A 25,538-nucleotide genomic window follows, 5' to 3' on the forward strand; every position below is an offset into this window, starting at 1 on the left:
GTCCCTCGATATCAGTGCAATACGCCGCGGGAGAGGAAGAATTCGGTAATCTCCTCGCTGCGCGCAAGAAACTCCGGCGATCGGCGCGCGGCCAAACCTCGCGGGCGTGGAATGTTGATGTCCAGGATCTGCTCCACCTGGCCCGGCCGTGGCGTCATGACGATCACGCGGTCGGCAAGGAGCACCGCCTCGTCGATAGAGTGGGTGATGAACACGACCGTCATGCGGTTGGCGAGCCAAAGCGCCTCCAGATCGACGCGCATCTGCTCGCGCGTCAGGGCGTCAAGCGCACCGAACGGTTCGTCCATCAATAGCAGCCGAGGCTGCAGCAGAAGCGCACGTGCGATCGACGCCCGTTGCTTCATGCCGCCGGACAGCTCATGCGGCAGGCTATTCGCGAAATCCTTGAGGCCGACGCTGGTCAGAAGCTCCATCGCCTTTGGCTTGAGCTCGGCGCGGCTGCGCCCTGTCATGTCGGCGGGGAACAACACGTTGTCGAGAACGGTGCGCCACGGCAGCAGGACGTGACCCTGGAAGACGATGCCCATATCGGCCGGCGGAAGTTTCGCTACGTCACCGAAGACGGAAATCGTCCCGGTACTCGGCGCCGCCAGCCGGGAGATCAACCGCATCAATGTCGATTTGCCGCAACCGGACGGCCCGACCACGGCTACGAACTCGCCGTCGCCAATCCGAAGATCGACCTTCTCCAAGGCAAGGACGTCGCCAAAGCGCTTTGTGACGCCCGATATCTCGATTCCCGGCACTCAGAGCCTCCCCCGTTGTCTATTTGGCTTCGCCATCGAAGTGGCTTGACAGGAAATCTGTTACAACTAGAACATCGTTCCAACAAGAGATTTTTGAAGCGGCATTCCGAGGTTCAGCCCCGGATATCGACGCTCAGGGAGTAGGCCGATGGACGTTATCAGGCGCTGGCGCGCGGGCCTTCAGACGACTGTAAGTCTGGTCGGCGCGCTGTTGGTGTGGGAGTTGGCGGTCCGCGTGCTTCTTGTGCCGGAATACATCTTGCCCGCACCCACCCGCGTCTTCGCCGATCTGTTCAAGAACGCCGCGATCATCGCGCCAGCCGCGCTAGCCACACTTCAGCCGATGGTTCTGGGCTTCCTCGCTGCGGCGATCCTCGGGGTCGCACTTGCGCTGCTTGTCGTCTATTCGCCGGCGTTCGAGGCTGCATTTTACCCGCTGCTCGTTGTCCTTCAGATCATTCCGAAGATCGCGATCGCACCGCTCTTCATCATCTGGGTCGGCTTTGGTTTGCCGTCGAAGGTCTTGTTGGTGTTCTTACTGTCGTTTTTTCCGATAGTCGTCAACGCGATCTCGGCGTTCAAGGCGACCGAGCCCGACGTCTACGATCTCGCCAAGACCTACCGGGCCAGCCGCCTTCGCGTCTTCTGGTCGGTCGAATTGCCCGGCGCGCTGCCATCCCTGTTTGCGGGCTTCAAAGTCGCCGCGGCGCTGTCGGCCACTGCGGCTGTCGTCGCCGAATTCGTGGCGTCCGACAACGGTCTCGGTTACCTGCTGCTCGGCTACAACGGCAGCATGAACACCAGCATGACCTTCGCCACGATCGTGGTGCTGAGTATGCTGGGCCTTCTGCTCTATGGATGCGTGGAGCTTGTCGAGCGCTGGGCCATTCCCTGGCATGTCTCGCAGCGCCGCGACGGCCTCACGGTAGCCAAGAGCCCGACATGAGCGAAGCTCCAGGCGCGCAGTGTTCGGGGCCTGAGCTCGTCCATTGTCCGGCCTTTTCACCATGAATACCGGCATGCGTATTTCGGAACACACCAAGGAGGAGAAAAACAATGTCAGGAACCACAGGACTTAATCGACGCACCGCGTTGATCGGCCTCGGAGCCGCCGCGCTCGCCAGCCCCTCCATCGTGCGAGCCGCGCCCCTCGAGCGTGTCTCGCTTCGGTTGAATTGGGTGCTGAGCGGCCTGTTCTCGGCCTTCTACAACGGCCGCGACAAGGGCTTCTTCAGTGAAGAAGGCATCGAATTGACCATCGGCGAAGGCAAGGGGTCCGGCGTCACCGTCCAGGCCGTCGCCGCCGGCGGCGACACCTTCGGGCTTGCCGACGGCGGCAGCATCATCCTCGGAGCGACCAAGGGCGCGGCGGTGAAGGCGGTCATGGGCATCATGAACACCTCTCCCTACAGCATATCGATGCGCGAAGAAGTCGGCGTCAAGACGATCAAGGATCTCGTCGGCAAGACGATCGCCGTCACGCCGGGCGAGGCAGGGCTGCCGCTGCTTCAGGCGATCTGGGCCGCCAACGGCATCGATCCGGCTTCCGTCAAGCTCCTCAATGTCGACGGCTCCGGTAAGCTCGTCGCTATCCTCAGCGGTCGCGTCGATGGCGTGCTGGCAGGGCTCGAGAGCCAGGTAGTCATACTGGCGCAGAAGGGTCTGAAGCAAACCGTTCTGAAATATGCCGATCTTGGCGCTAATACCCAGGGCGTGTCGCTCTTCACGACCGTGGCCACTGAGCAGAAGCAGCCTGACCTCGTAAAGCGCATGGTGCGCGCCATGATCCGCTCGATGAAGGATGCCGAGCAGAATCCCGCCGCAGTCGTCGATGCCGGCATCAAGGCCAAACCAAGCGAGGACAAGGCGCTGTTCGCCGAGCAGCTCAAGGTCGCCAGCACCCTGTTCTATGCGCCCAGCGACAGCAAGAAGCGGCTGGGCTTCATGATGGCCGAGGATTGGGCGCGGACGCTCGAGCTGATGAAGCGCTACCAGGATCTCGTCACCGACATGCCGGCCGATCGCTTCTACACGAACGCATTCCTGCCCGACGTCGCCTGAGAGCCCACGATGCTGATCGGCGACATCTCCGTGACCCGGATCGGAGAATTCGAAGGACCTCGGACAAAACCCGAGGTCCTGTTTCCGGATTTCGACCGCCAGACCTTCGAACGGCATCTCAACTGGCTGGCACCGGATCATTATGACCCGACGGAAGACCGGCTGATGGCAAGCTTCCACAGCTGGCTGATCCGGATGCCGGGCCTGACAGTGCTGGTGGATACCTGCGCCGGCAATCACAAGGAGCGCCCGAACAATCCGGGCTTCCATCGTCTCGAGACGCCATGGCTGGAGCGACTGGCGGAAGCAGGCGTCGCCCCCGAGCAGGTCGATATCGTCATGTGCACGCATCTCCATGTCGATCATTGCGGCTGGAACACGCGGCTGCGTAACGGCCACTGGGTCCCGACATTCCCCAATGCGCGCTATATCTTTTCCTGCGACGAGCTCGACCATGCGGATACTCGCCGCAACCCGAGGCGCGCCGATGATCCGAACGCAGGTGTGTTCGAGGACAGCGTGCTGCCGATCCTGCTCTCGGGGCAGGCCTCCCCGGTCGCCGGCGCCCATGCGATCAACGACGCTCTCCTGATCGAGCCGGCGCCCGGCCACACCGTCGGCTCCGTAACGCTGCGCCTGACGAGCGCAGGCCGGCAAGGCCTGTTCATCGGCGACATCATGCATCATCCGATTCAGGTGTATCGGCCCGATTGGAACAGCCGCTATTGCGAGATGCCCGATGCTGCCATCAGGACAAGACGACGCATTCTCGCTGAAAGCGCCGATGCCGACATCGTGCTGCTGCCCGCGCATTTTGCCGCTCCCCATGCCGGCTACGTCAACCGAAGCGGCTCGAATTTCAGTTTCCGCTTTGCAGACGGCGATGGCATGCCACGGCGTCTTTGAGCTCGCGCCGCCGTTGCGAGCCGCTCGCCGCTAAGGCCGTTTGGCCGGTCGCCTGACACCACATGCCCGGGTCGAAGTCATCTTTCGTTTCAACATCCAGCTCCTGGAGATCCCGATGAAGTTGCTGCGTTACGGCCCCAAAGGGCGTGAGAAGCCCGCTGTCCTTGATCGCGACGGTGCTGTCCGCGATCTATCGAGCTTGGCTGGAGACATCACGCCGAAGACGCTCGCCGCCGGGCTGATCGAGGCGGTCAAGGTTGCGGATCTTTCAAAACTGCCGATTCTGCCCGCGGGCCAACGTATCGGGCCCTGCGTCGCGGAAAGCGGTAACTTCATCGCGGTTGGTCTCAACTATGCAGACCATGCGGCCGAGACCGGAGCCGAGATTCCCAAAGAGCCGATTCTGTTCAACAAGGCGCGCTCCTGCATCATCGGCCCCAACGACGACGTGCAGATTCCGCCCGGCTCGGAAAAGTCGGATTGGGAAGTCGAGATCGCGTTCGTCATAGGAAAAACGGCGAGTCACGTTCCGGAAGCCGACGCGCTGAGCTACGTCGCCGGTTATTGCATCTGCAACGATGTATCCGAGCGCGCTTACCAGATCGAGCGCGGCGGCCAATGGATGAAGGGCAAGTGCTGTCCGACCTTCGGCCCCCTCGGCCCTTACCTTGTCACCACCGATGAGGTACCCGATCCGCAGAACCTCTCGCTGTGGCTCGAACTCAACGGCAAGAAGGTTCAGGATGGCTCGACGAGGACGATGATCTTCCCGATCGCCCATCTCGTCTCCTACATCAGCCAATTCATGATTCTGGAGCCGGGCGATATCGTCACGACCGGCACGCCGCCAGGCGTCGGCCTCGGCATGAAGCCGCCGCTCTTTCTGAAAAAGGGCGACGTGATGCGGCTTGGCATAGACGGGCTCGGCGTGCAGCAACAGCACGTCATTTGATGAAAGGCCTCGCGGTGCGGTCGAGGCCTAGGAATCCTGCAGACGAAGGGTCTGCGAAGTCTAGATCAGAGTGGTCCAGAAAGATCTGGAGGGGGCGCCGTGATCGACGGCCGCCCCACGCTGATGCCAAAGCGCTCGGTCCCCTTGCCCTGGCGCCGAGGATATTGACGCAAAAATCGCCGGATTTCACCAGAATGGCCGCTCATCTAGGCCTTTGATCAACGCAGGTCAGGGGGCGGCGGGCTCGGCATAGACCAATGACGGCTGTCCCATGCCATGCAAGCCGCCGGCCTCATTCATGCAAGGTGACGATGTTGACAGTCTCCGCAAGACGGAGCATCGCCCGCTTGAAATCGTCCTTGTCCCATTGCTCGACGGTGAGGTCGAGCGGGTTGGCACGATGGCTGATGCCGGCATCGTTGACCCAAGCGACGAGCGGCCTGGCTGCGATGGCTGCCTTAGCGAGCTCTTCCTTCGAGACTTCCGACGCGACATCGACAGTGTTGGCCAGCGACGTGCGTCGTCGCGCAGCGCTTGCGCGGCCGCCTCAGCGGCTTCCTCTTCGATATCGGCCAGCACCACGCTCGCGCCTCATTCGGCGAGGCGCCGCGCGATCGCCGCGCCTATTATGTGACTGGTGCCGGTGACGACGGTCCACCCCTCGATCAGCCAGGGCTTTGTCATAGATCGGCCTTGTCTTTCACTGCGCCGCAATCGTTGCGCGTTGCGGCGGCGTCGCCCCATCCAGCACGCGCAAAGGCCAGACCTCCGCGAGTTCGGCTGCCGCCTGGCGAAGGGCAGGGACGAAGCCGGTCAGACGCGCTTTGTCGAGGCGGAAGGACGGCCCCCCGACACTGAGGCAGCCGACAATAAGCTCATCCGGGGGCTTAACGATGCGGATCGCGACCGCGACTGCGGATATCTCCGGCTCGAGTTCGTCGCGCACGAGGGCGAAATCGCAGGCTCGCACAGCCTCCAGTTGGGTCATCAGCGCTTCGATCGAGGTCGCCGCATGGGGTCCGACACCGGCCTGTGGAAACCCCTGCGCCCTCACGGCCGCGATGGCGGGGCCGGGCTCCAGCGTTGCCAGCCAGACCTTGCCGGCGGCCGTCGCATAGATCGGCAGGTTGCGTACATCGAGCGGGTCGTAGCGGATGTTCGAGCGCGAGCCCTGCGCCTTGGCGATCCAGACGAGGTGGCCCTCCTGCACGATCGACAGGCGCACGAGTTCCCCGGTCCGCTCGGCCAGATCGTCGAGTATCGGCTGGCAGACGTCGGACAAGCCGGTGGCGGCCAGCACGCGCAGCCCGATGACCGCGATCAACGGCGTCGCGAGATAGCGCTCGTTCAGACGATCCTGCCTGACATAGCGCTTGGTCCGCAGCACGCCGAGCAAGCGGTGCGCGGCGCTGACCGAGAGACCGAGCCGCGCGGCGATCTCGCTCAGCGTCAGGCCGTTGGCCTCTTCCGAGAGGAGTTCGAGAATGGTCAGGCAGCGCTCGGCCGAACTGACGCTGAACCCCGACATGACGCCAGTATCCTTGGTTGGGTGCCGACCGACATGGCCCAAGCGATATCTGGTATAGCATCATGGAAAATCTTTCCAAGATACTTGATTCCCATTTGGGAGAAGTTATAGTCCGTTATGCGGGATAAATAACGAGAGCCTTTCCACGCTCCACCCGCACGGATCCCAGGGAGACGGACGGATATGGACGGGCACTCGGCGGCGCCACTGCGCAGCGAATTCGACGTGATCGTCGCCGGTGGCGGCGTCTCGGGCGCGATCGCCGCCATCGCGGCAGCCAGGACCGGCGCACGTACCCTGGTGATCGAGAAGCTGAACTGTCTCGGCGGCAATTTTACCGCCGGCATCATGGGCACGACCTGGACCTTCAACGACAAGGAAAAGCTCGTCGTCAAAGGCATCCCGCTCGAACTGATGCAGCGGCTCGATGCAATGGGCGCGACCGTCAGCCGTGACATCACCAAGGACATGTTCGTCATCTACGACACCGAGATGGCGAAGGTCGTGCTGAACGACATGGCGCTCGAGGCCGGCGTCACTATCCTGTTTCACACCTTCGTCGCCGACGTGATCATGGAGGGCGACCGGCTCGCCGGCCTCGTCGTGCAGCACAAGTCGGGACGCGAGGAGATAACGGCCAAAGTCGTGGTCGACGCCTCAGGCGATGCCGATGTTGCCGCGCGCTCAGGCGCGCCCTTCGACCTGCCGGCGAAGCACAAGCTCCACCCGGCGACGCTGATGGCCAAGCTCGGCAATGTCGATGTCGAGGCCCTGTCGCAGTTTTACGAGGCCCATCCCGAATTCCACGGCCACTACACCCATGGCCAGCAATATCCCGGCTTCCATCAGTTCCGCATCGGCGGGCCGCTGCGCGAACACTACGAGCGCGGCGAGCTGCCTAAGGCATACGAATACCTGATGGACTGGTTCATCCTGTTCTACTCGACGCCGCGGCCGCGCGAGATCATCCTCAACATGACCGGCGCGACCGGCATTGACGGCACCGACGTCTATGACCTGACGCGCGCCGAGATCGAATGCCGCAAGCGCTTACTCGAGGCACTCGACTGCTACCGGCGCTTCATCCCCGGATTCAGGGACGCCTATATCGTCACGACCGGGCTGACCGTCGGCATCCGCGAGACGCGGCGCATCATCGGCGAATACATGATGACGAAGGACGATATCGTCAGCATGCGCCGTTTCCCCGATGCGATCGCGAGCTATGGCGCGCCGATCGGCCACCACACCTCCGACGGCAAGGATGCCGAGTTTTCGCTGCTGACCTCCGGTAACAGCTACGACTTCCCGTATCGGGCGCTGCTGCCGCAGAAGATCGACAATCTGCTGGTCGCGGGCCGCTGCATCTCGGTCGCGGCCGAGGGCATCGGCTCGACCCGCAACATGACCTCCTGCATGGCGACCGGGCAGTCGGCGGGGACCGCCGCCGCGCTTGCCGCGCTCGCCGGGGTCACCCCGCGCGCGCTTGACGTGCGCGCGATCCAGCGCGAGCTGCTGCGCCAGGGCGCCTATATCGAAGGCGTCCATTTCAATGCGCTGACCGCGGAGGAAGCGATCGTCTGAGATCCGAGAACCGGCACAACAAAAAACAGAACCCAGGGGAGGACAGTATGATGGCTTCACGTTTCCGGACACAGCGCAGGCATTGCCTGAAGTGGCTCTCCGCCGCCGCTCTGGCATCTTGGCTGGTCGCGCCGACCATGGCGTCGGCGCAGACCGAGATCGTCTACTGGGACTTCATCAAACCCGGCGACGGCTCGCCGCGCGGCGACGCGCTCGCCCGCAATGTCGAGGCCTTCCAGAAGAAATACCCCGAGATCAAGGTGAAGGTGGAAGTGATTCCGCCGCCGATGATCGACCCCAACCTGATCCAGGGCGCCGCTGCCAACAAGACGGCCGACGTGCTCCGGATCGACATCAAATATCTCGCCAAACACGCGCAGGCCGGCTCGATCCAGCCGCTCGACAAGTTCGCCGGGGCGATCGACAAAAGCGACTGGCTCCTGCCCTGGGACGCCACCGCGATCGACGGCAAGAAATACGGCATGCCCTATGAGCACCGCTTCTTCGCGCTGCTCTACCGCAAGGACATTCTCGACAAGGCCGGCGTCACGGTGCCGATGACCTGGGACGAGGTCTGCGCCGGCGCCGGCAAGATCAACGCGACATCGGTGATGGGCTACGGCTTCGGCCTCGCCCAGAGCGACAATGCCAACGCGCTGCTGGAATGGGTCGAGAACATGATCCCGACCGGCGGCGGCAAGATATTCGACGATAAGGGCAAGGCCGTCTTCGACGATGCCTCGGGCAAGAAGTTCTTCCAGCTGATCGCGGACCTGACAGGCAAGTGCAAGGCAAGTAGCAAGGCGGTTGCCGAGTTCAACTACAACTCGCTGACCGAGGGCCTGACCTCGGGAACCGTGGCGATGGCCAATCTCGGCACGCATCGCTATCTAGCGATCCGCGCCGCCGGCGCCAAGGATAATCTCGCATGGGCGCCACCACCGAGCTTCGAGCCCGGTAAGCCGGCTCCGGTCAACGTCACCGGCTGGAACCTCGTAATGGGCAAGGCCGCGAAGAATCCCGAGGCCGCCTGGAAGTTCATCGAGTTCATGACTTCGGCCGAGGCGCAGCTCAACCTCGCCAAGGGCGGCGAACTGCCGAGCCGGAAATCGACCTATGCCGATCCCTGGTTCAAGACGCCGGAGTCGCAGTTCATGCTCGGCTGGTCCGACTATATCGCCAAGAACGGGCGCGTCGGTACCTACCCCGCCGGCTGGTCGAGCTTCGGGCAGATCTTGGCCGAGGCGACCCAGTCGATCGTCCTTCAGGGCGCGACGCCTGAGAAGGCGTTGATCCAGGCTGTGACGACCTACAACAAATCACTGGGCAACTGACGGCAAAAACCTCCTCCGAGCGGCGCCAAGGCGCCGCTCGTGCAGGTTAGAGATCCCATGAACAGCACACGCACCTTGCCTTATGCCCTTCTGGCGCCGGCACTGATCGTCGTCGGCGCGATCTCGTTCTACCCGATCTTCTACGCCGTCGACATCAGCCTGCACCGCACCGAGTTCATGCAGAAGCTCGCCTTCGTGGGGCTGCAGAACTACTGGCGCCTGCTCGAGAGCAACGACTTCCTGCGCGCCGTCGTCACCTCGCTGAAATTCGCGCTCGGCTCGCTGCTGCTGACGATCCCGCTCGGCATGCTGTTTGCGCTCATGCTGAACCGCAACATCCGCTTCCGCGCCGCCTTCCGGACGATCCTGTTCATCCCCTGGACGCTGTCGCAATCGGTCACGGCAATGCTCTGGCTATGGGTGCTGAACCCCTCCTTCGGGCCAGCCAAACACATCCTCGACCAGCTCGGCATTTCGCAGGCCAATTTCCTGTCGAACCCGGACTGGGCGATGACCATCATCTGCCTGGTCAACACATGGATGAGCTATCCGCTGCCAACCGTGCTGTTCCTGGCCGCGCTCCAGACCGTGCCGAAGGAACTCTACGAGGCCGCCCATCTCGACGGCTGCAACACCGTTCAGAGCTTCCGGCACGTCACCTTGCCATCGATCAAGGCGACGGTGATGACCACAACAATCATGGTCACGCTGCAGTTCTTCAACACGGTGACGCTGATCTATGTGCTGACCGGCGGCGGCCCGCTCGGCAATACGCGCACGCTCAGCCTGCTCGTCTTCCTCGACGGCTTCTTCAACTTCAAGGTCGCGGCCGCCGCGGCGGTCGGCATGGTCATCTTCGCGCTGAACGTCGTCTTCAGCCTGTCCTATATCCGCGTCCTGCGGCAGTCCCATCTGGAGTGAGCCATGCAGATCGCCAAAACTGCATTGCCGGAGACCGCTTTACCGGCGCCGGGTGCCGGCCTGATGCAACGCCTGCGGATGTCGCAGCCATTGCAGGACCTCGTCGCCTCGGTCGCGACCTATGCGGTTCTGGTCGCCGGCTGCATCCTGGCGCTGGCGCCTATCCTGTGGGGCCTGCTCACCTCGCTGAAACCCCAGGCGATGGTCGCGACCTACCCACCGCAATGGCTACCGAGCACGCTGTCGCTGGAGCATTATCGCGCGCTGTTGTCACGCCCGGCGATCCTCGACTATTTCATCAACAGCGCGATCCTGACCACGGCGACGATTATCGTCTGTCTGCTTGTTGCCGCGCCGGCCGCCTATGCTGCCGCGCGACTGAGCTTTTTCGGCAAGACGTCGCTCCTGCTGACGATCCTCGCCACCAGCATGATCCCGGGCATCTCGATCCTGATCCCGATCTATATCCTCGCGGTCAAGGCCGAGATGCTGAACTCCTATGTCTTCATGGTGCTGGTCTATTCGGCCTGGATGATCCCGCAGGCGATCTGGTTCATGAAGGGCTTCATCGAGGTGGTGCCAAGGGAGCTGGAGGAGGCGGCCGTGATCGATGGCTGCTCCACCTTCGGCATCTTCTGGCGGATCATCATCCCGCTGATCCAGCCCGGACTGGCGGCGATCTCCATCCTGATCTTCATGTTCGTCTGGAACGACTTCCTGATCGGCGCCGTGCTGGCCACCGACGAGGAGCGCCGCACCGTCCAGGTCGGGCTGGTGCGCTTCATCCAGGATCCGATCGGCGTCTCCTGGGGGCAGTTCATGGCCTTCGCCATGCTCGCCATCGCGCCGGTGCTGGTCGTCTTCCTGCTGCTGCAGCGCCGCTTCGTCGAAGGCCTGACCAGCGGCAGCGTCAAGGGCTGATGCCGCCGGGCATCAGCCCTTCAGATCGCCCAGTCGGCGAACACTTCGGCGGTGTGCTGCCCCAGCATCGGGGCGGGCATGCGGATGCTGCCCGGCGAGCCATGCAGGGTGACGGTGACGCCATGGGTCGTATAGCTGCCCACGCCCGGATGCTGGAGCTCGACGATCTGGTTGCGGTGGAGCAGCTGCGGATTGGCGACGACGTCGTCGATCCGAGCGATCTTGGCACAGGGGACGCCGGCCTCTTCCATGAGCTCGACGATCGCATCCGAGCCATGCCGCAGCGTCCAGTCCTGCACGGCGGCCTCGACGGCGTCCTGGTTTTCCAGGCGCGCGGAGGCCGACGCGAAGCGAGGGTCGGCGAGAAGCCCGGGCGTACTGGCTGCCTCGACATAGCGCCGGAACAACGCGTCCGTGCCGGCCGAGAGGTAGACCCATTCGCCGTCGGCGCATCGGAAGCTGTTGACGGGCGCCGAATAGCGGTCGCGGTTGCCCATCCGCCCCATCGACAGGCCGAGCTCCTTGAAGTCGGGGATCGCGCTCATCAGCATGCTCGATGCGGTCTCCAGCAGCGTCGCCTCGACAAGCTGGCCCTGGCCGCTTTCGGCCCGCGCCCGCAGGGCCGAAAGCGCCCCGATGGTGGCGTAGAGCGAGGTTGCGTAGTCGACGAAAAAGGTGCCGGCCATGGTCGGGGGCCCGTCGGGCTGGCCGGTGATGTGCATCAGCCCGCCCATCGCCTGGGCGATCACGTCGAAGCAGGCGCGGCTGGCATAGGGACCATCCTGCCCGAAGCCAGAGATGCGCACCAGGATCAGGCGCGGGTTGAGCGCCGACAGCACCTCCCAGCCGCAGCCCATTTTTTCCAGCGTGCCGCTGCGGAAATTCTCGATCATGATGTCGGCCTTCGACGCGAGCCGGCGCAGCTTTTCCTGGTCGGCAGGGTCACGGAAATCGAGCTCGACGCTGCGCTTGTTGCGGTTGAAGGAGAGGAAATAGGTGCTCTCGCCCTTCAGCCGCGGCTCGTTCAGCCGCGTATCGTCGCCGGTGCCCTTCTTCTCGACCTTGACGACATCGGCGCCCATGTCGCCGAGTTGCATGCCGCACATCGGCCCGGCGATGAAGCGGGACAGGTCGAGCACCTTGATGCCGTGCAAAGCGGGCTGGGTCGGCATGGGGTTTCTGGCCATCGTTTCAAGTCAGGTTACGGGGATCGTCGTCGGCTTCCAGCGCGCGGCGAGATAGCTTTCCAGGGCTTCGGCGCTGAGCGTGGCGCCTCTTCTGACGCTCATTGGTGCGTCGGACGTCGAGTGGCGCACGACGAGGTCGGCCGGAAGGGTGACGATCTTGGGCGGCAGATTGTCGGCGTCGAAGCGCTCCAGCAGGCGCAAGCCCGCGCTCTCGCCGATCTCGCGGGCAGGCTGCTTCACCGTGGTCAGCGAAATCATCGGAAAGACCGCGACGAAGATGTCGTCGACGCCGACGACGGACAGGTCGTTGGGAACGGTGAGCCCCATCTGCTGGGCAACATCCATGGCGGCGAACGCCATCAGGTCGTTGGCCGCGACGATCGCTGTGGGCCGCTTGCGCAGCGCAAGCAGCCGCCGCGCGCAGTCCAGCCCGTCGACGAACTCGTAATTGCCGTCGACGATCAGGTTGGGAGCGCCGTCGAGCCCGAGCCGGCGAACGGCGCCGAGAAAGCCGATCGTCCGTTCCTTGGCGGCCGAGGACCGCTGCGGCCCGCCGATCAGTCCGATGCGGCGATGGCCGAGCCTGGCGAGATGTGCGACCGCCGCGTCGAGCCCGCCGACATTGTCCATTCCGACATAGTCGAACGCGACAGAACCCGCGCCGTCTGGGTGGTCAATCGGCTTGCGATGAACGAACACGGCCGGAAGGCCGGCATCGGAAAACCGTTGCAGTTCGGCACTGAGAAGGCTCTGGGAAATGACCACCAGGCCATCGACCTGCCTGCGGATGAAGGCGTCGGTCGCTGCCAGGCGCTTGGCTTCGTCGTTCTCCGTGCTTGCGATCAGCGTGGCGTAGCCCCGCCGCGCCATGACGCGGTCGAGCCCCTTGATGATCTCGCTGTAGACCGGATTGGCGAAGTCGGGCAGCAGCACACCAATCGTCATCGAATGCCGAGTCACAAGCGCGCGAGCCGCAGCCGAAGCCTCGTAGTTCATCTCCCGCGCCTTGGCGATGATTCGCGCCTTCGTCGATGGCGCGACGATGCTCTTGTCGTGCAGGGCATTGGACACGGTCGATGGCGCGATTCCGAGTTCGCGCGCCACATCGACGATCGTCACGCCACGTTTCGCCCTGCTACGCCGCATCGAGGCCATGTCCACGCCAATTTGTTGATCGCAGAATTATCGAATAAAAACGTTTGCGCAAACGTTTTTATGATCTAGCCATTAAAACAACAAAAGGCTTCCCGGGAGGAAGCGTCAGCGCAAACAGCCGCTGAAAGACGGTTTGGATGCGCAAGGCCTCGCGGCCTTTGGGACTTGAATCCGGTGGCCTTGAGCGCCCCGACGATGACGAGGGCATGTAATGACGACCTACAAAGATCCGACCTTCGAATCCGTGGAAGTCGGCGAGGCCTTCGGGCCGCAACTCATCGCGATCGACGAGCACTATGTCCGGTCCGCCTGCTTTGCGTTGGACGATTACAGCGATTGCTATTTCCGGCCCGATCCGGCGCTTGGAGCGCGCATCGCGCCATCGGCGGCGCTGGCGCGCGACGGCGTCGCGCTGTTCCTGACGAAATACAATCCCAATACGGTCGTCGGCCTGCACCAGACCGAGGAGGTCTGGTACCACGCGCCCGTCGTCTTCGGCACGACTGTGTCGCTGACCGGCGCCTATGTCGATAAATACGAACGTCGCGGCAAGGGCTACTGCGTGCTCGACTGCGAGGCACGCGACGAGGCCGGCACACTGCTCGTCCGGCAGAAATCGACCGAGATCATGCGCATCCCCGAGGGCATCCGCATGGGCGCCGGCACCTCGGGCGGAAGCGGCAGGCGGGTCGAGGGAACGCTCCCGGCGGGCGTCGCGTTCCAAGCCCGCGCCACGCGGGATGTCACCGTCGGCACGCCGATCGCGCCCCTGACCAAGACCGCCTGGGAGGACCAGATGTCGGTCTTCTCGGGCGCTGGCTTCAATCGCCACAACATCCATACCGACGACCACATTGCCCATGCGGCGGGCTTTCGGGCCCGGCTCGCGCAGGGGATGCAGGCGACCTGCTGGATGTCGGAGATGCTCGCCAATTTCTTCGGTCCGAACTGGTTCTCCAGCGGCTGGATGAAGACGAGCTATCTGCAGCCGGTCTTCGCCGGCGACGAGATCACCGTCTTCGGCCTGGTGACTGGCAGGAAACCCGATGGCCGCATTGAGCTCGAGGTCTGGGCGCGAAACGCCGATGGCCTGATGACGGCCGCGGGATGGGCTGCGGGCAACGGCCCGGTCTGACGGCGAGAGCATGCCAGCCTGACACGACGAAGAACAGGGCGGACCATGACGATGAAGGACGTGCCCGTGACGCAGGGCAGCAACGCCGCCGGATTCCTGCGGGATCTGGCGCTGAAGAACATCGCGGTCACGGGGCTGATCGCCCTGATCGTCGCGTCGGCGATGCTGTCGCCCTATTTCCTTACTGTCGACAACATCTTCAACGTCCTGCGCCAATGGTCGATGGTCGGGCTCATCGCCATTGGCCTGACGTTCGTCATCATCTCCGGCGGCATCGATCTCTCGGGCGGCGCGATCATGGCGCTGGCGACGGTCGTGGGCGCCCTGACGGCGCCGCATCTGGGCGCATTCGGCATGGTGCTCGTCGTCCTCGCCATCGGCTCGCTCTGCGGTTTCCTCAACGGCGCGATGATCACCTGGGGGCGGGTTCCGCCCTTCGTCGCGACGCTCGGCATGATGACGGCGGCGCGCGGGATGGCGCTTATCCTGAGCGACGGCCGGACGCTGCCTGCGCAGTTGCCGCCGGAATTCGTCTTCGTCTTCGGGCGTGGCTATCTCGGTCCGGTGCCGATGCCGGTGCTCCTGACGGCGATCGCCTTCGTCGTCGCGGCGGTCGCGCTCAAGCATACAGTCTATGGCCGTCATGTCTGCCTGGTCGGCGACAACCCGGTCGGAGCGCATCGCTCCGGCATCCCCGTCGATCGCGTGGTGCGCAGCGTCTATGTCCTGCATGGCGTGCTGGCGGCCGCGGCGGGTCTTCTGTTCCTGGGCCGGCTCGGTGTCGGCGAGCCCACCGGCGGCATGCTGTTCGAGCTCTCGGCCATCGCGGCGGTCGTCATCGGCGGAACGCCCTTCGCGGGCGGTGTCGGCAGCGTCTTCCTAACCTTCATCGGCCTGATGGTTATCGGCCTGACCTACAACATCCTGAATCTGCTGTCGGTCTCGCCCTATGCGCAAGATGTCGCGCGCGGTCTGATCATCGTCGTCGCGGTGATGTTCAGCATCAGGCGCGAGTCGAAGGGCAAAGCACGTCACTAGAAGACTCTCGATAACGAGAGCATAACCATCAAACAGGGAGAGAAAACATGACAATACTAACAAAGACGGCTTTTTTTGCTGGCGCGGCGGCGCTGGTACTGGTCGTACCACCGGCATCGGCTCAGACCAAGGTCCAGATCGGCATCGCCCAGCCCAATGTCGAGCACCCCTATCGCGTCGGCGGGATCGAGAACGCCAAGGCCTGGGGCGCCAAGAACCCGAACGTCCAGCTGACCATCGTCGATGGCCGCCGCGACAGCGCGGTGCAGCTGTCGGGTATCGAGGATCTCGTCACCCGGCGGGTCAGCGCGATCGTGATGTCACCGAATGATTCCAAGGCCCTGGCGCCGGCAGCCGATGCCGCTGCCCGCGCCGGCATCCCGCTGATCGTCTTCGACCGGGCGCTCGACGTTCCGGCGGACAAATACGCCGCCTTCATCGGCGCCGACAATATCGAGATGGGACGCGTCGCCGCCCGCTTCATCATCGAGAAGATCGGCACCACCGGCAAGATCATCCAGCTCGAAGGCACGCCCGGCGCCTCCGCCACGGTCGATCGCAAGAAGGGCTTCGAGGAGGAGGTCGCCAAGCATGCCGGTCTCAGGGTCGTCTCCTATGTCGGCCATTACCGGCTCCAAGAGGCGGTCGCCGCCATGGAAGACGCGTTGACGGCACATCGCGACGCCAAGGGCGTCTATGCCCATAACGACACTATGGCGATGGGCGCGGCCAAGGTCCTCGACGAGCGCAAGATCACAGGCGTGGTCGTGACCGGCATGGATGGCGGCAAGGAGGGCTGCGAGGGCGTCGTCAGCGGCAAGCTCACCGGCTCGATCTACTATCCGACCATGTTTCCGGAAGCGCTCGAACTGACGATGAAGGTCCTTAACAAGGAGAAGGTCGAGAAATCGACCTTCGTCCAGACGCCGATGATCTCCAAGGCCAACCAGTCGACCTATTGCAAGTGAGCGTGTCGGCGGCCGGGGGCGCCTGCGCCGTCGGCCGCGAACACCGATCGGGGGAGATCCCATGACCGAGCTACTCAGGCTGAGCGGCATCTCGAAATCATTTGGAGCGGTTCAGGCGCTCTCGAACGTGATGTTCGATCTGCGGGATTCCGAAGTCCTGGCGCTTGCCGGGGACAACGGTGCCGGCAAATCGACGCTGGTGAAGATCATCTCCGGCGCGCAGACGGCCGATTCCGGTGACTACCTCTTCAACGGCGCGACCGTCACCGTCCGCAAGCCCGACGATGCGCGCGCGCTCGGAATCGAGACAGTCTACCAGGATCTGGCGCTGTTCGATAATTCCAACGTCGCCGAGAACATTTTCGCCGGCCGCGAACTGGTCGGCAAGACACCCGGCATCCGCTTCCTGAAGGCGGTCGAGATGCATGAGCGCGCAGCCGAGCTGCTGAAATCGCTGAAGATTCATATCCAGTCGACCCATTTCACCGTGAAGAGCATGTCGGGGGGGCAGCGGCAAAGCGTCGCCATCGCGCGCGCCGTCGCCTTCGGCCGCAAGGTCGTCATCCTCGACGAGCCGACGGCGGCGCTCGGCGTGCCCGAGCAGGAAAAGGTCTTGTCCCTGATCAAGGACCTGAAGGAGCGCGGCTTCTCCATCATCCTGATCAGCCACAATTTGCATCACATCTTCGCCGTGAGCGACCGCATCCACGTCCTTCGGCAGGGCCGGACGGCCGGCGTGCGCGAGACTGCCGGGACCACGCCGGACGAAATCGTGAAGCTGATCACGGGCGGCAACCTGGTGGTCCACTGATCCGGCACCCGAGATCACGCAAGTCGTCGCGGCGCGAGCCAGCGAGGGCCTGGGCCATTCCGAATGGAGAAACGAATGACGAACGCAAGCAGCGCCCCCGCGCCGATGAAGCACTCCAACCTCAATGGCGCCCATGTCATGGCCGCCGCCCTGCGCCGGCACGGCGTCGAAATCGTCTTCGGGCAGTCAATTCCCGCTGCGCTGTTCCTCGTGGCGCCGTCTTACGGCATCCGCCAGATCGGCTACCGCACTGAGAATGCCGGCGCGGTGATGGCGGATGCTTATGCCCGCGTCTCGGGCAAGGTCGCGGTCGTGACCGCGCAGAACGGGCCGGCGGCGACCCTGCTCGTTGCGGGGCTGGCAGAGGCCTACAAAGCGTCCGTGCCGATCGTTGCGATCGTCCAGGACGTTCCGCGCGCCTTCGCCGACAAGAACGCCTTCCAGGAGCTCGACCATCTCGATTTGTTCAAGGGCGTCGCGAAATGGATCCGGCGCCTGAGCGATGTCGACCGCATCGACGATTACATCGACATGGCCTTCACCGCCGCCGCATCGGGCCGCTGCGGCCCCGCCGTGCTGATCGTGCCGATCGACCTGTTCCAGGACCAAGCCAGGACGGCGACGGGCTCTCGCGTCGCCAGCCTGGGCAGCTTCCCGCTCGATCGCTGCGCGCCTGATCCCGCCCGGGTGCGGGAGGCGGCCGAATGGCTCGCCAAGGCCGAACGGCCGCTGATTATCGCCGGTGGCGGCGTGCATGTGTCGGGCGCGGCCGCCGCGCTCGCTGAGCTTCAGGACATGTCGGGCATCCCGGTCGCCACGACCGTCATGGGCAAGGGCGCCGTCAGCGAGGAGCATCCGCTTTCCGTCGGCGTCGTCGGTTATTTCATGGCCGATCGCAGCCGCACGAAACATCTGCGCGAGATGGTCACGGGCGCCGACGTCATCTTGCTGATCGGCAACCGCACCAACCAGAACGGCACCGACAGTTGGAGCCTCTACCCTGCGGGTGCGCGCTACATCCATCTCGACATCGACGGCCAGGAGATCGGCCGCAACTATGAGGCGCTGCGCCTGCTCGGCGATGCGCGGCTTGGAATCGAGGCTCTGATTGACGCGCTCCAATCAGGTGATCTGTCGAAGCGCCGTGCGGCGCGCGATGGCGTGGAGAAGGGGATCGCCGCGGGCCGCTTCGCCGGCAGGCGGGACGCTGACACTCAGGAGCGCTCCGACGCCAGCCCGGTGCGTCCGGAGCGCCTGATGCGCGATCTCGACGGCGTTCTGCCCGAAGACGCCATCGTCGTCTCCGATGCGAGCTATTCGTCGATCTGGATCGCCAATTTCCTGACCAGCCGCCGGCCGGGGATGCGCTTCATAACGCCGCGCGGCCTTGCGGGTCTCGGCTGGGGGCTGCCCTATGCGCTCGGCGCCAAATGCGCCCGGCCGGACGCGACCGTGTTCGCGCTGGTCGGCGATGGTGGCTTCGCCCATGTTTGGTCGGAGCTTGAGACGGCCCGCCGGATGAACCTCAACGTCGTCGTAACGGTGCTGAATAATTCGATTCTCGGCTATGAGAAGCACGCCGAGAAAGTGATCTTCAACGACTACAGCGACGCCTGCGATTTCATGCCCGTCGACCACGCCGCGATCGCCAGGGCGACGGGCTGCGTCGGCGTCCGGATCGAGCAGGCGGCCGATTTCCTGCCTGCTCTCAAGGAAGCCTTCGCCCGCCCCAATACCACGGTCATCGACGCCATCACAGCTGAGGACGCCTACCCGCCCATCAGCTTCTTCAACGATCACAGCGCCTTATCGTACTGAGGGATTGCCGGCGTGGATACGCCAGTTTTACAATGCAAAACTAACGACCAGCGCCTAAACTCGTCGCTGGTCTACCTTGTTGCTCACCGTTCTTCACAGACGACCAGGGAACCCGATTGCATCTACCGTACCGCCAAAGCGAAGAAGGGGGCAATCTCCTATCCCGCAAGCGTTATCGTGATCGTCGCAGTCCGATCCTTGGTAGGCGCTCGGACACGTTCGACAATGATGCCCCGACGCCTCAACACGGGATTGATGCGGTTCAGCTGTTCGGACAGGTGCCTCGGATCGGTTGGAAACTGCCTTGAGCGGCGCTGTCCGGGCGTCTGCCGTTGCAGCAGTATCTCGAACAGCTCGGTCGCTTTGCCGGACCATTGAGGCCGAGTGGACATCAGTTCGATAATCGCGACGCCGAGGTCGTCGACGTCTAGGACATCGGCCATCGCGGACGCGATGTTGGCCCCATACGCATCCATGAAAGTACCATCTTTCCAGTGGGCGCTTTCAATCGCCGCTCCCCATAGCGCAAAATCGGCCATTCTGGGCAGGCCTTTGACGACCGTGTCCGGTAGCATCTTCGACCCATGTAGGATGAGGTCGAGCAGCCCCGCCATGATTGCCGGTGTGAAGCGGCATGCTGTTTGACACCCGATCGGCGCACAAGCCTCCCCCCATCAGATCGGCGGTATGTTATTGATATAATTGTACACAATTCAAATCTTGCAGTGTCATTTAGGACGCCGATGCAGGGGGCAAAGCGGACGCCTATTCACACCCCTGCTGCGGTGGCCGCATGATCCTCGTCGAGCGCTTCGCTCCGGGCACAGCGCCGCGCACCATCTTCGCCGTCAGGATCGACACATCATGAGGATGGCGCCACGGCGACACCCAGACAGACCACGACCGGGCTCGGCCAGAGAGCGGGCGATCCTGTTCGCCCCGATGGCGGAAATGCACCTTGCGGCGATTCCGGATCCCTCACAGGTGCCGCAAACCCGGGGCTTCCGGGCATCTCGGTCGGAGCATCGCGCCGCCGTCGCGCGCCTCGCACGTTCCCGCCGAACAGGTGGCGCCGCGAAATCCCCATAGCGCACGGCCCCGGCCCGCGGCTTCCTCCCCTGGAGGCTTTCGAACGCCGGCCCTCAGCCCGGTCCGAACCCGCTCGCACGGGCCGGCATCCGAAACCCTTCACAGTTGCAGACGTTGAGGTCGCGCCAGCAAGCGGACATTCCCGATCTGACGGCGTCAAGGCTGGTTGGTAGTCGAAGGGCCTCGAATTCCGAAACCAAAGGCGGTCCTGCCGAAGACCGGGAGAGAATCTTTGCGAACGGCCCATCGTTTGGAAACAGAATAATGGGACGGCTATAAGCGATGCCAAACGCTGGCAATTCTACGCATCGACAGGTGAGCGCTGCTTCGTGAGGTTCGCATCATCCAAGGCGGACTGGAGCCATTTTTCGAATGCTGCGATCTGACTGCCGCTCCTGAATCCTTTTGGGCGCACGAGATAATAAGATGTTGCCACGATGCTGCAGGTCTCATCGTCGAATGGGGCGATGAGCGTGCCGTCGCGCAATTCCTGTTCGACCAGAATCTCGCCTTCCAGAACGATGCCCTGGCTTCTTACCGCCGCGTCGATGGCCATGCTCGACCTGTCCAGCCAGAACTCGTTGGCCGGGCGTAGGTCGGAGAGGCCAAGATTTCGCAGATAATCGGTCCAGGTCACGGCGTTCGTCGAGTGGATCAGGGTTGCCCGACTAAGGTCTCGCAGCGTCTGAAGACCTAACGCGTCTGCCAGCGCTGGGCTGCATAAGGGACGCAGACGCTCTACCAGCAGGGGCCGGACGTCATGCCTGGTCGTCTGGGGCAAGGCGTAGGCGATCGCGATATCGAAGCGGGTGGCATCGAGATCATCCGTGCTCGATAAGGTCGAGAGCCTGACCCTTACAGCGGGATGAGCGCTCTGGAAGTCGGAGAGTCGGGGCTGGAGCCATTTGGCTGCAAAACTCGGCCCCGACGCGATGACGAGATGGTCCTGTTGCGATTGGGGAGCGACCAACTTGGTGGCCTCGGCGATGGACCTGAAGGCATGCTCCATCTCCCGGCTGTAAATCCGTCCCTCTCCTGTCAGCGTCGCGCGGCCTGCGTGGCGCTGAAAGAGTTTCACGCCTAAGAAGTCTTCTAGCACCTGAATTTGATGGCTCACCGCTGACGGCGTGACACCAAGTTCCTCGGCGCCCTGGGCGAAGCTGCCATGCCTAGACGCCGCCTCGAAGGCGAGCAGCGACTTGAGCGGTGGCAGCCGGGGCCGCTTCGCACCTGCTGCTGAACGCAATTCACCGGGTGTTGAGATTTTCGCGCTGGCTCGCATCGGCTTCTCTCGACATTTTTCCCGCCAGGCAACGTAACGCAAATCGTGCGCCAAGCACGACAAAGCAGCGTTCGCCATCCGACAGGACAAGACAAGCTTGAACGCGCTGTTCCGCGCAGCCGATCGACAGGCGCGTGCGCCGGTTGGTGGGCCCTGAAGCGGCGCGTCGGCAGGGCTAAGGACAGGATCATGACCGAGACGCTTCTGGACGCATCGAAGGAATATCTGGTCCGCTATGGCGGCGACGTATTCCCAGCGCTGTTCACCTCGGCGAAAGGCACGATCGTCAAGGATTCAACCGGTCGCGATTATCTGGATTTCACCTCCGGGCAGATGTGCGCCACGATCGGCCACAACCACCCCGCCATCGTCGAGGCCGTGCATCGCGCTGGCGAGAAGGCCTTCCACTTCTTCAGCGGCATGATCCCGGAGGTCGTGGCCGAGCTCGCCCAGACCCTCGCTCACGACTGGTTGCCGGGCGACATCAAGCGCTCGATCTTCATCAACACCGGCTCGGAGGCGACGGAAGTCGCCTTGCGCATGGCCAAGATGTACACCGACGGCTATGAGATCCTGGCGCTCGGAGGCTCCTGGCACGGCATCACCGGTGGGGCGAGCTCGGTCTCGATGGCGAGCGACCGCAAGGGCTATGGCGTACCCGCACCCGGCGTCTTCGTGATCCCCGAGCCCAATGCCTACCGGCCCTACATCCAGGGCGCCACCGAAGAGGAGGCTGCGCTCGCCAATCTCGACCTTGCCCTGAAGATGTTCGACATGCAGTCGGCCGGCCGAGGTGCCGCGATCATCGTCGAGCCCGTGATCAGCGCCGGTGGCGTACTGGTGCCTCCGAAGTCCTTCATGCAGGCGCTGCGCAAGGCCGCCGACGACCGCGGCATGCTCCTGATCTTCGACGAGGCGCAGACGGCTTTCGGGCGCATCGGGACGAAGACCGGCTCCGAGTATTTCGACGTCGTTCCCGACATCATGACGATGTCTAAGACGCTCGGCGGCGGCCTGCCGATCGCCGCAGTCGCGACCACAGCCAAGATCGAGGACGACATCCACTCCAAGAAGTTCGCCTTCTATACGAGCCATGTCTCCGATCCGCTGGCGGCCGAGGTGGGCCTCGCCGTACTCGACGTGATCAAGAAGGAGAAACTGGTCGCGCGCTCGAAGGAGATGGGCGGATACCTGCGCGGCCGCTTCGAGGAATTGCAGCAGCGCTATGAGGAGATCGGCGACGTGCGCGGCCTTGGCCTGCTGCTGGGCGTCGAGCTCGTCACCGACCGCGCCTCGCGTAAACCCGCTCATGCGCTGGGAGCGCTGACGACGCAGAAATGCTTCGAGAACGGGTTGAGCATGAACATTCGGCGCCGTCCCGAACGCGGCTCGGTCTGGCGGATCGCGCCGCCGCTGACCGTCTCCCACAGCGAGATCGACCAGGCAGTGGACATCCTCGAAAAGGCGCTGCGCGAAAGCCGTGACGAACTCGCCGCCGCCAAGGCTGCCTGACACCGGCGGCCGCCTTCCGGGTCCAGCCCGGGAAGCGGCCGAAACAGTCTCGGACATGAGACCAAGAACGTCGATCCATCGATGACAAAGGGGTGATCTCAATGACGACGAAACACGCTGTTCTGTCCATGCTGGCCACTGCCGCGTGCTTGGCGGCGACAACTTCCGCCCACGCCGCAAGTACGACTCTCGATAAGATCAAGTCGAGCGGAACGCTGACGCTGGGCTATCGCGAGTCTTCCGTTCCCTTTGCCTATCTGGGCGCCGAGCAGAAGCCGGTTGGGCTGTCGATGGACCTCTGCGCTGCCGTCGCGGACAAGGTCAAGGCGCAGTTGAACCTGCCCGCACTTAAGGTCGCCTATACGGCGGTCAACGCCTCCAACCGCATTCCGCTGATCCAGAACGGCACCATCGACGTCGAGTGCGGCAGCACGACCAACACCGCCGACCGCCAGAAGCAGGTGGCATTCTCGGTGGCGACTTTTGCGAGCCAGCCGAGCTGGCTGACGACGAAAGCCACGGGCATCACGAACGCTGCCGGCCTCAAGGGCAAGACCGTGGTCGTGACGCAAGGCTCGCTCAACCTGGCGCTGGCACAGAAGATCAGCAAGGAGGGGAGTCTCGACCTCACCTTCATTCAGGCCAAGGAGCAGGCCGAGTCACTGCTGATGCTGCGCACAGGGCGCGCGGCGGCCTGGTTCGAGGACAAGATCCTGCAAGCTGGGCTGGCGGCGGCCGCTCCCGATCCCAAAGCGCTTACCTTCCTGGCGGATCAGTATGGCGGAAACGACTATTACGGCCTGATGCTTCCCAAGGACGATGCGGAATTCAAGGCCGTGGTCGACGGGGCGATCAAGGAGAAGATGGCATCGGGCGAATTCGCCAGGCTTTACGCCAAATGGTTCACCTCGCCGATTCCGCCCAACGGACAGAACCTCGCCCTTGAGATGAGCGAAGCCCTGAAGGCGCGCGTGGCCTCCCCCAGTGACGCGCTCACGCCCTGAGCCTGGAGCTCCAGGCCGCATATCGGATCGCAATCTTTAGGGGGCTGCCGTGTTCGACCTTCTTTTCGAGCGAGGACCCGATGGCGCGCTTTACCTCGTTTGGCTTCTCTCCGGGCTGGGCTGGACGCTGGCGCTCGCCTTCTTCGGCTGGTTGTTCGCCTTCGTCATCGGAGTTTTCGTTGGCATCAACCGCACCAGGGCGCGCAGGGTCGTCTCTTTCGCCGCGCGGCTCTATGTCGAGATCTTCCGCAACACGCCCCTGCTGGTGCAGCTCTTTCTCTGGTACTTCGTCCTACCCGAGATGCTGCCGGCGACGGCCGGCGACTGGCTCAAGCAGATGCCACCGCCTTGGGGCTCCTTCGTCCCGGCGCTGATATGCCTCAGCTTCTACACCGGAGCGCGGGTCGCCGAGCAGGTCCGGGCGGGCATCGAGGCGCTTCCGCGCGGCCAAAGCGAGGCCGCCGCCGCGCTGGGCCTAAAGCCCGGCCAGGTCTACCGGCACGTTATCGTGCCGCAGGCGCTGCGCATGATCGTGCCGAGCCTGACCAGCGAGGTCATGGGCATCTACAAGAATACCTCCGTTGCGCTGACGATTGGCGTCATCGAACTGACCGCGCAGGCGCGCCAGATCAGCGAGGCGACGTTTCAGACTTTCGCCGCCTTCGCCTGGGCGACGTTGATCTACCTGGCTCTGGCGCTGGCCGCATATCAGTTGATGAGCATCATCGATGGCCGGCTGAAGATACCTAGTCATCAACCGGGCGCGCCGCGTCGGCCACGCGAGCCACCACTCGATACCGGCCTTTTCCCCTCCTCCGAAGCGCACATTCCCGCAGGAAACCGTCCGTGAACTCGCTCGACTTCTCCGTGGTCTGGCAGTCCGCGCCGTACCTCTGGCAGGGCTTGCAATTCTCGCTCGCGCTAACGGCCGCGGCCTTCATCATCGGCATGGTCTTTGGCACGCTGCTGGCTTTGGCGCAGCATCTAGAACTCCCGGTTATCGCCCAGATCGCGCGCGGCTATGTCGCGCTGATGCGATCGGTTCCGCTGATCATGGTGCTGTTCTGGTTCTTCTTCCTGATGCCGCTGATGATCGGCCATCTGAGCGGCAGCGGCCGACCCGTGCCGATCGGCGCGACCGCGACCGCCTTCGTCACCTTCGGCCTTTTCGAGGCAGCCTATTACTGCGAAATCATCCGCTCAGGCCTTCGCGCCATCCCCAAGGGACAATATGAGGCGGCGCGCGCATTGTCGCTGGGAGCGATCAAGACTTACCGCCTCATCATCATGCCGCAGGTGGTGCGCGCGGTCAGCCCGATCCTGCTGACGCAGACCATCATCCTGTTCCAGGACACTTCGCTGGTCTACGTTCTGTCCCTCACGGACCTGCTGGGCGCAGCCTCGAAGATGTCCCAAATCAATGGGCGCCTGGTCGAGATGTATCTCGCTGTGGCGCTCGTCTACTTCCTGATTTGCAGTTCGGCGTCGCAGTTCGTCGCAAGTCTCGGCGGAAAGATCAGGCGCCACTAGGGCTCGGACCCATAAAGTGGTTGGCATCGCCGGCT

At 63.6% G+C, this 25,538-nt stretch carries 23 protein-coding genes; 17 read left to right on the top strand and 6 right to left on the bottom strand.

The features are described 5' to 3' along the window. Nucleotides 1–11 precede the first annotated feature (11 nt). Entirely contained in the window at nucleotides 12–767 is a 756-nt protein-coding gene (locus AXW83_RS15695; protein ID WP_156640098.1) for an ABC transporter ATP-binding protein, read from the bottom strand. A gap of 148 nt (nucleotides 768–915) precedes the next feature. Between AXW83_RS15695 and AXW83_RS15700 the strand changes: the two genes are divergently transcribed. The 4 genes from AXW83_RS15700 to AXW83_RS15715 all read left to right on the top strand — a co-directional run bounded on the left by AXW83_RS15700 (nucleotide 916) and on the right by AXW83_RS15715 (nucleotide 4,686). Further along, on the top strand, nucleotides 916–1,713 hold the full coding sequence (locus tag AXW83_RS15700; RefSeq protein WP_066615009.1) for an ABC transporter permease: 798 nt from the start codon (nucleotides 916–918) through the stop codon (nucleotides 1,711–1,713). Nucleotides 1,714–1,823: 110 nt separating this feature from the next. Further along, complete coding sequence (locus AXW83_RS15705; RefSeq protein ID WP_082767168.1) at nucleotides 1,824–2,828, top strand: ABC transporter substrate-binding protein; 1,005 nt, start codon at nucleotides 1,824–1,826, stop codon at nucleotides 2,826–2,828. Nucleotides 2,829–2,837: 9 nt separating this feature from the next. Continuing rightward, nucleotides 2,838–3,734, top strand: a complete 897-nt coding sequence (locus tag AXW83_RS15710) for an MBL fold metallo-hydrolase (protein WP_066615011.1) — start codon at nucleotides 2,838–2,840, stop codon at nucleotides 3,732–3,734. 115 nt (nucleotides 3,735–3,849) lie between these two features. Beyond that, nucleotides 3,850–4,686, top strand: coding sequence for a fumarylacetoacetate hydrolase family protein (locus AXW83_RS15715; protein ID WP_066620575.1), 837 nt, complete (start codon nucleotides 3,850–3,852; stop codon nucleotides 4,684–4,686). A gap of 700 nt (nucleotides 4,687–5,386) precedes the next feature. On the opposite strand, the gene AXW83_RS15725 is transcribed toward AXW83_RS15715, so the two are convergent. After that, complete coding sequence (locus AXW83_RS15725; RefSeq protein WP_066615013.1) at nucleotides 5,387–6,214, bottom strand: IclR family transcriptional regulator; 828 nt, start codon at nucleotides 6,212–6,214, stop codon at nucleotides 5,387–5,389. Between the two features lie 183 nt (nucleotides 6,215–6,397). On the opposite strand from AXW83_RS15725, the gene AXW83_RS15730 reads away from it, so the two are divergent. From AXW83_RS15730 to AXW83_RS15745, 4 genes are read left to right on the top strand one after another with little or no spacing between them, the layout of a single operon-like run. Further along, nucleotides 6,398–7,798, top strand: coding sequence for an FAD-dependent oxidoreductase (locus AXW83_RS15730; protein WP_066615014.1), 1,401 nt, complete (start codon nucleotides 6,398–6,400; stop codon nucleotides 7,796–7,798). A gap of 47 nt (nucleotides 7,799–7,845) precedes the next feature. Beyond that, nucleotides 7,846–9,132, top strand: a complete 1,287-nt coding sequence (locus AXW83_RS15735; RefSeq protein ID WP_082767169.1) for an ABC transporter substrate-binding protein — start codon at nucleotides 7,846–7,848, stop codon at nucleotides 9,130–9,132. Between the two features lie 57 nt (nucleotides 9,133–9,189). Then, a complete protein-coding gene (locus tag AXW83_RS15740) occupies nucleotides 9,190–10,053 on the top strand; it encodes a carbohydrate ABC transporter permease (RefSeq protein ID WP_066615016.1) in 864 nt (287 codons plus the stop codon). Nucleotides 10,054–10,056: 3 nt separating this feature from the next. Further along, entirely contained in the window at nucleotides 10,057–10,974 is a 918-nt protein-coding gene (locus AXW83_RS15745; RefSeq protein WP_066615017.1) for a carbohydrate ABC transporter permease, read from the top strand. Nucleotides 10,975–10,994: 20 nt separating this feature from the next. Here the strand turns inward: AXW83_RS15745 and AXW83_RS15750 are convergent, their stop codons facing one another. Next, entirely contained in the window at nucleotides 10,995–12,146 is a 1,152-nt protein-coding gene (locus AXW83_RS15750; RefSeq protein ID WP_066615018.1) for a CaiB/BaiF CoA transferase family protein, read from the bottom strand. A 24-nt stretch (nucleotides 12,147–12,170) separates the two neighbouring features. Beyond that, nucleotides 12,171–13,280, bottom strand: coding sequence for a LacI family DNA-binding transcriptional regulator (locus AXW83_RS15755; RefSeq protein ID WP_168166108.1), 1,110 nt, complete (start codon nucleotides 13,278–13,280; stop codon nucleotides 12,171–12,173). A 247-nt stretch (nucleotides 13,281–13,527) separates the two neighbouring features. Between AXW83_RS15755 and AXW83_RS15760 the strand changes: the two genes are divergently transcribed. The 5 genes from AXW83_RS15760 to AXW83_RS15780 all read left to right on the top strand — a co-directional run bounded on the left by AXW83_RS15760 (nucleotide 13,528) and on the right by AXW83_RS15780 (nucleotide 19,086). Continuing rightward, nucleotides 13,528–14,451 carry a MaoC family dehydratase gene (locus AXW83_RS15760; protein ID WP_066615020.1) on the top strand — a complete coding sequence of 308 codons (924 nt, stop codon included), beginning with the start codon at nucleotides 13,528–13,530 and terminating at the stop codon, nucleotides 14,449–14,451. A gap of 45 nt (nucleotides 14,452–14,496) precedes the next feature. Continuing rightward, complete coding sequence (locus tag AXW83_RS15765) at nucleotides 14,497–15,489, top strand: ABC transporter permease (RefSeq protein WP_156640100.1); 993 nt, start codon at nucleotides 14,497–14,499, stop codon at nucleotides 15,487–15,489. Nucleotides 15,490–15,536: 47 nt separating this feature from the next. After that, nucleotides 15,537–16,457 carry a substrate-binding domain-containing protein gene (locus tag AXW83_RS15770; protein WP_066615021.1) on the top strand — a complete coding sequence of 307 codons (921 nt, stop codon included), beginning with the start codon at nucleotides 15,537–15,539 and terminating at the stop codon, nucleotides 16,455–16,457. 61 nt (nucleotides 16,458–16,518) lie between these two features. Further along, nucleotides 16,519–17,268 (top strand): ATP-binding cassette domain-containing protein, encoded by a 750-nt coding sequence (locus AXW83_RS15775; RefSeq protein ID WP_066615022.1) that lies wholly within the window; start codon nucleotides 16,519–16,521, stop codon nucleotides 17,266–17,268. 75 nt (nucleotides 17,269–17,343) lie between these two features. Beyond that, nucleotides 17,344–19,086 (top strand): acetolactate synthase catalytic subunit, encoded by a 1,743-nt coding sequence (locus AXW83_RS15780; protein ID WP_066615023.1) that lies wholly within the window; start codon nucleotides 17,344–17,346, stop codon nucleotides 19,084–19,086. A 158-nt stretch (nucleotides 19,087–19,244) separates the two neighbouring features. Here AXW83_RS15780 and AXW83_RS15785 read toward each other — a convergent pair whose 3' ends face one another. Both AXW83_RS15785 and gcvA read right to left on the bottom strand, forming a co-directional pair. Next, the gene (locus AXW83_RS15785; protein WP_066615024.1) at nucleotides 19,245–19,700 is read right to left on the bottom strand and encodes a hypothetical protein; all 456 of its coding nucleotides are present in this window, start codon (nucleotides 19,698–19,700) and stop codon (nucleotides 19,245–19,247) included. A 776-nt stretch (nucleotides 19,701–20,476) separates the two neighbouring features. Next, entirely contained in the window at nucleotides 20,477–21,457 is a 981-nt protein-coding gene (gene gcvA, locus AXW83_RS15790; RefSeq protein WP_236841687.1) for a transcriptional regulator GcvA, read from the bottom strand. Nucleotides 21,458–21,646: 189 nt separating this feature from the next. On the opposite strand from gcvA, the gene AXW83_RS15795 reads away from it, so the two are divergent. The 4 genes from AXW83_RS15795 (at nucleotide 21,647) to AXW83_RS15810 (ending at nucleotide 25,503) form a co-directional block, all read left to right on the top strand. Next, the gene (locus AXW83_RS15795) at nucleotides 21,647–22,969 is read left to right on the top strand and encodes an aspartate aminotransferase family protein (protein ID WP_066615025.1); all 1,323 of its coding nucleotides are present in this window, start codon (nucleotides 21,647–21,649) and stop codon (nucleotides 22,967–22,969) included. Nucleotides 22,970–23,070: 101 nt separating this feature from the next. Then, nucleotides 23,071–23,973 carry an amino acid ABC transporter substrate-binding protein gene (locus tag AXW83_RS15800; RefSeq protein ID WP_066615026.1) on the top strand — a complete coding sequence of 301 codons (903 nt, stop codon included), beginning with the start codon at nucleotides 23,071–23,073 and terminating at the stop codon, nucleotides 23,971–23,973. A gap of 49 nt (nucleotides 23,974–24,022) precedes the next feature. Beyond that, nucleotides 24,023–24,823, top strand: a complete 801-nt coding sequence (locus AXW83_RS15805) for an amino acid ABC transporter permease (RefSeq protein WP_082767171.1) — start codon at nucleotides 24,023–24,025, stop codon at nucleotides 24,821–24,823. Next, entirely contained in the window at nucleotides 24,820–25,503 is a 684-nt protein-coding gene (locus AXW83_RS15810; RefSeq protein ID WP_066615027.1) for an amino acid ABC transporter permease, read from the top strand. Before AXW83_RS15805 ends, AXW83_RS15810 begins: the two co-directional genes overlap by 4 nt. Nucleotides 25,504–25,538 lie beyond the last annotated feature (35 nt).

Source organism: Bosea sp. PAMC 26642 (assembly GCF_001562255.1).
GTDB lineage: Bacteria > Pseudomonadota > Alphaproteobacteria > Rhizobiales > Beijerinckiaceae > Allobosea.

What these genes read in the sequence shown, in the direction of transcription:
- AXW83_RS15700 (WP_066615009.1), top strand. Translation starts at nt 916, where the DNA reads ATGGACGTTATCAGGCGCTGGCGCGCGGGCCTTCAGACGACTGTAAGT.
- AXW83_RS15705 (WP_082767168.1), top strand. Translation starts at nt 1,824, where the DNA reads ATGTCAGGAACCACAGGACTTAATCGACGCACCGCGTTGATCGGCCTC.
- AXW83_RS15710 (WP_066615011.1), top strand. Translation starts at nt 2,838, where the DNA reads ATGCTGATCGGCGACATCTCCGTGACCCGGATCGGAGAATTCGAAGGA.
- AXW83_RS15715 (WP_066620575.1), top strand. Translation starts at nt 3,850, where the DNA reads ATGAAGTTGCTGCGTTACGGCCCCAAAGGGCGTGAGAAGCCCGCTGTC.
- AXW83_RS15725 (WP_066615013.1), bottom strand. Translation starts at nt 6,214, where the DNA reads ATGTCGGGGTTCAGCGTCAGTTCGGCCGAGCGCTGCCTGACCATTCTC.
- AXW83_RS15730 (WP_066615014.1), top strand. Translation starts at nt 6,398, where the DNA reads ATGGACGGGCACTCGGCGGCGCCACTGCGCAGCGAATTCGACGTGATC.
- AXW83_RS15735 (WP_082767169.1), top strand. Translation starts at nt 7,846, where the DNA reads ATGATGGCTTCACGTTTCCGGACACAGCGCAGGCATTGCCTGAAGTGG.
- AXW83_RS15740 (WP_066615016.1), top strand. Translation starts at nt 9,190, where the DNA reads ATGAACAGCACACGCACCTTGCCTTATGCCCTTCTGGCGCCGGCACTG.
- AXW83_RS15745 (WP_066615017.1), top strand. Translation starts at nt 10,057, where the DNA reads ATGCAGATCGCCAAAACTGCATTGCCGGAGACCGCTTTACCGGCGCCG.
- AXW83_RS15750 (WP_066615018.1), bottom strand. Translation starts at nt 12,146, where the DNA reads ATGCCGACCCAGCCCGCTTTGCACGGCATCAAGGTGCTCGACCTGTCC.
- AXW83_RS15760 (WP_066615020.1), top strand. Translation starts at nt 13,528, where the DNA reads ATGACGACCTACAAAGATCCGACCTTCGAATCCGTGGAAGTCGGCGAG.
- AXW83_RS15765 (WP_156640100.1), top strand. Translation starts at nt 14,497, where the DNA reads ATGACGATGAAGGACGTGCCCGTGACGCAGGGCAGCAACGCCGCCGGA.
- AXW83_RS15770 (WP_066615021.1), top strand. Translation starts at nt 15,537, where the DNA reads ATGACAATACTAACAAAGACGGCTTTTTTTGCTGGCGCGGCGGCGCTG.
- AXW83_RS15775 (WP_066615022.1), top strand. Translation starts at nt 16,519, where the DNA reads ATGACCGAGCTACTCAGGCTGAGCGGCATCTCGAAATCATTTGGAGCG.
- AXW83_RS15780 (WP_066615023.1), top strand. Translation starts at nt 17,344, where the DNA reads ATGACGAACGCAAGCAGCGCCCCCGCGCCGATGAAGCACTCCAACCTC.
- AXW83_RS15785 (WP_066615024.1), bottom strand. Translation starts at nt 19,700, where the DNA reads ATGGCGGGGCTGCTCGACCTCATCCTACATGGGTCGAAGATGCTACCG.
- gcvA (WP_236841687.1), bottom strand. Translation starts at nt 21,457, where the DNA reads ATGCGAGCCAGCGCGAAAATCTCAACACCCGGTGAATTGCGTTCAGCA.
- AXW83_RS15795 (WP_066615025.1), top strand. Translation starts at nt 21,647, where the DNA reads ATGACCGAGACGCTTCTGGACGCATCGAAGGAATATCTGGTCCGCTAT.
- AXW83_RS15800 (WP_066615026.1), top strand. Translation starts at nt 23,071, where the DNA reads ATGACGACGAAACACGCTGTTCTGTCCATGCTGGCCACTGCCGCGTGC.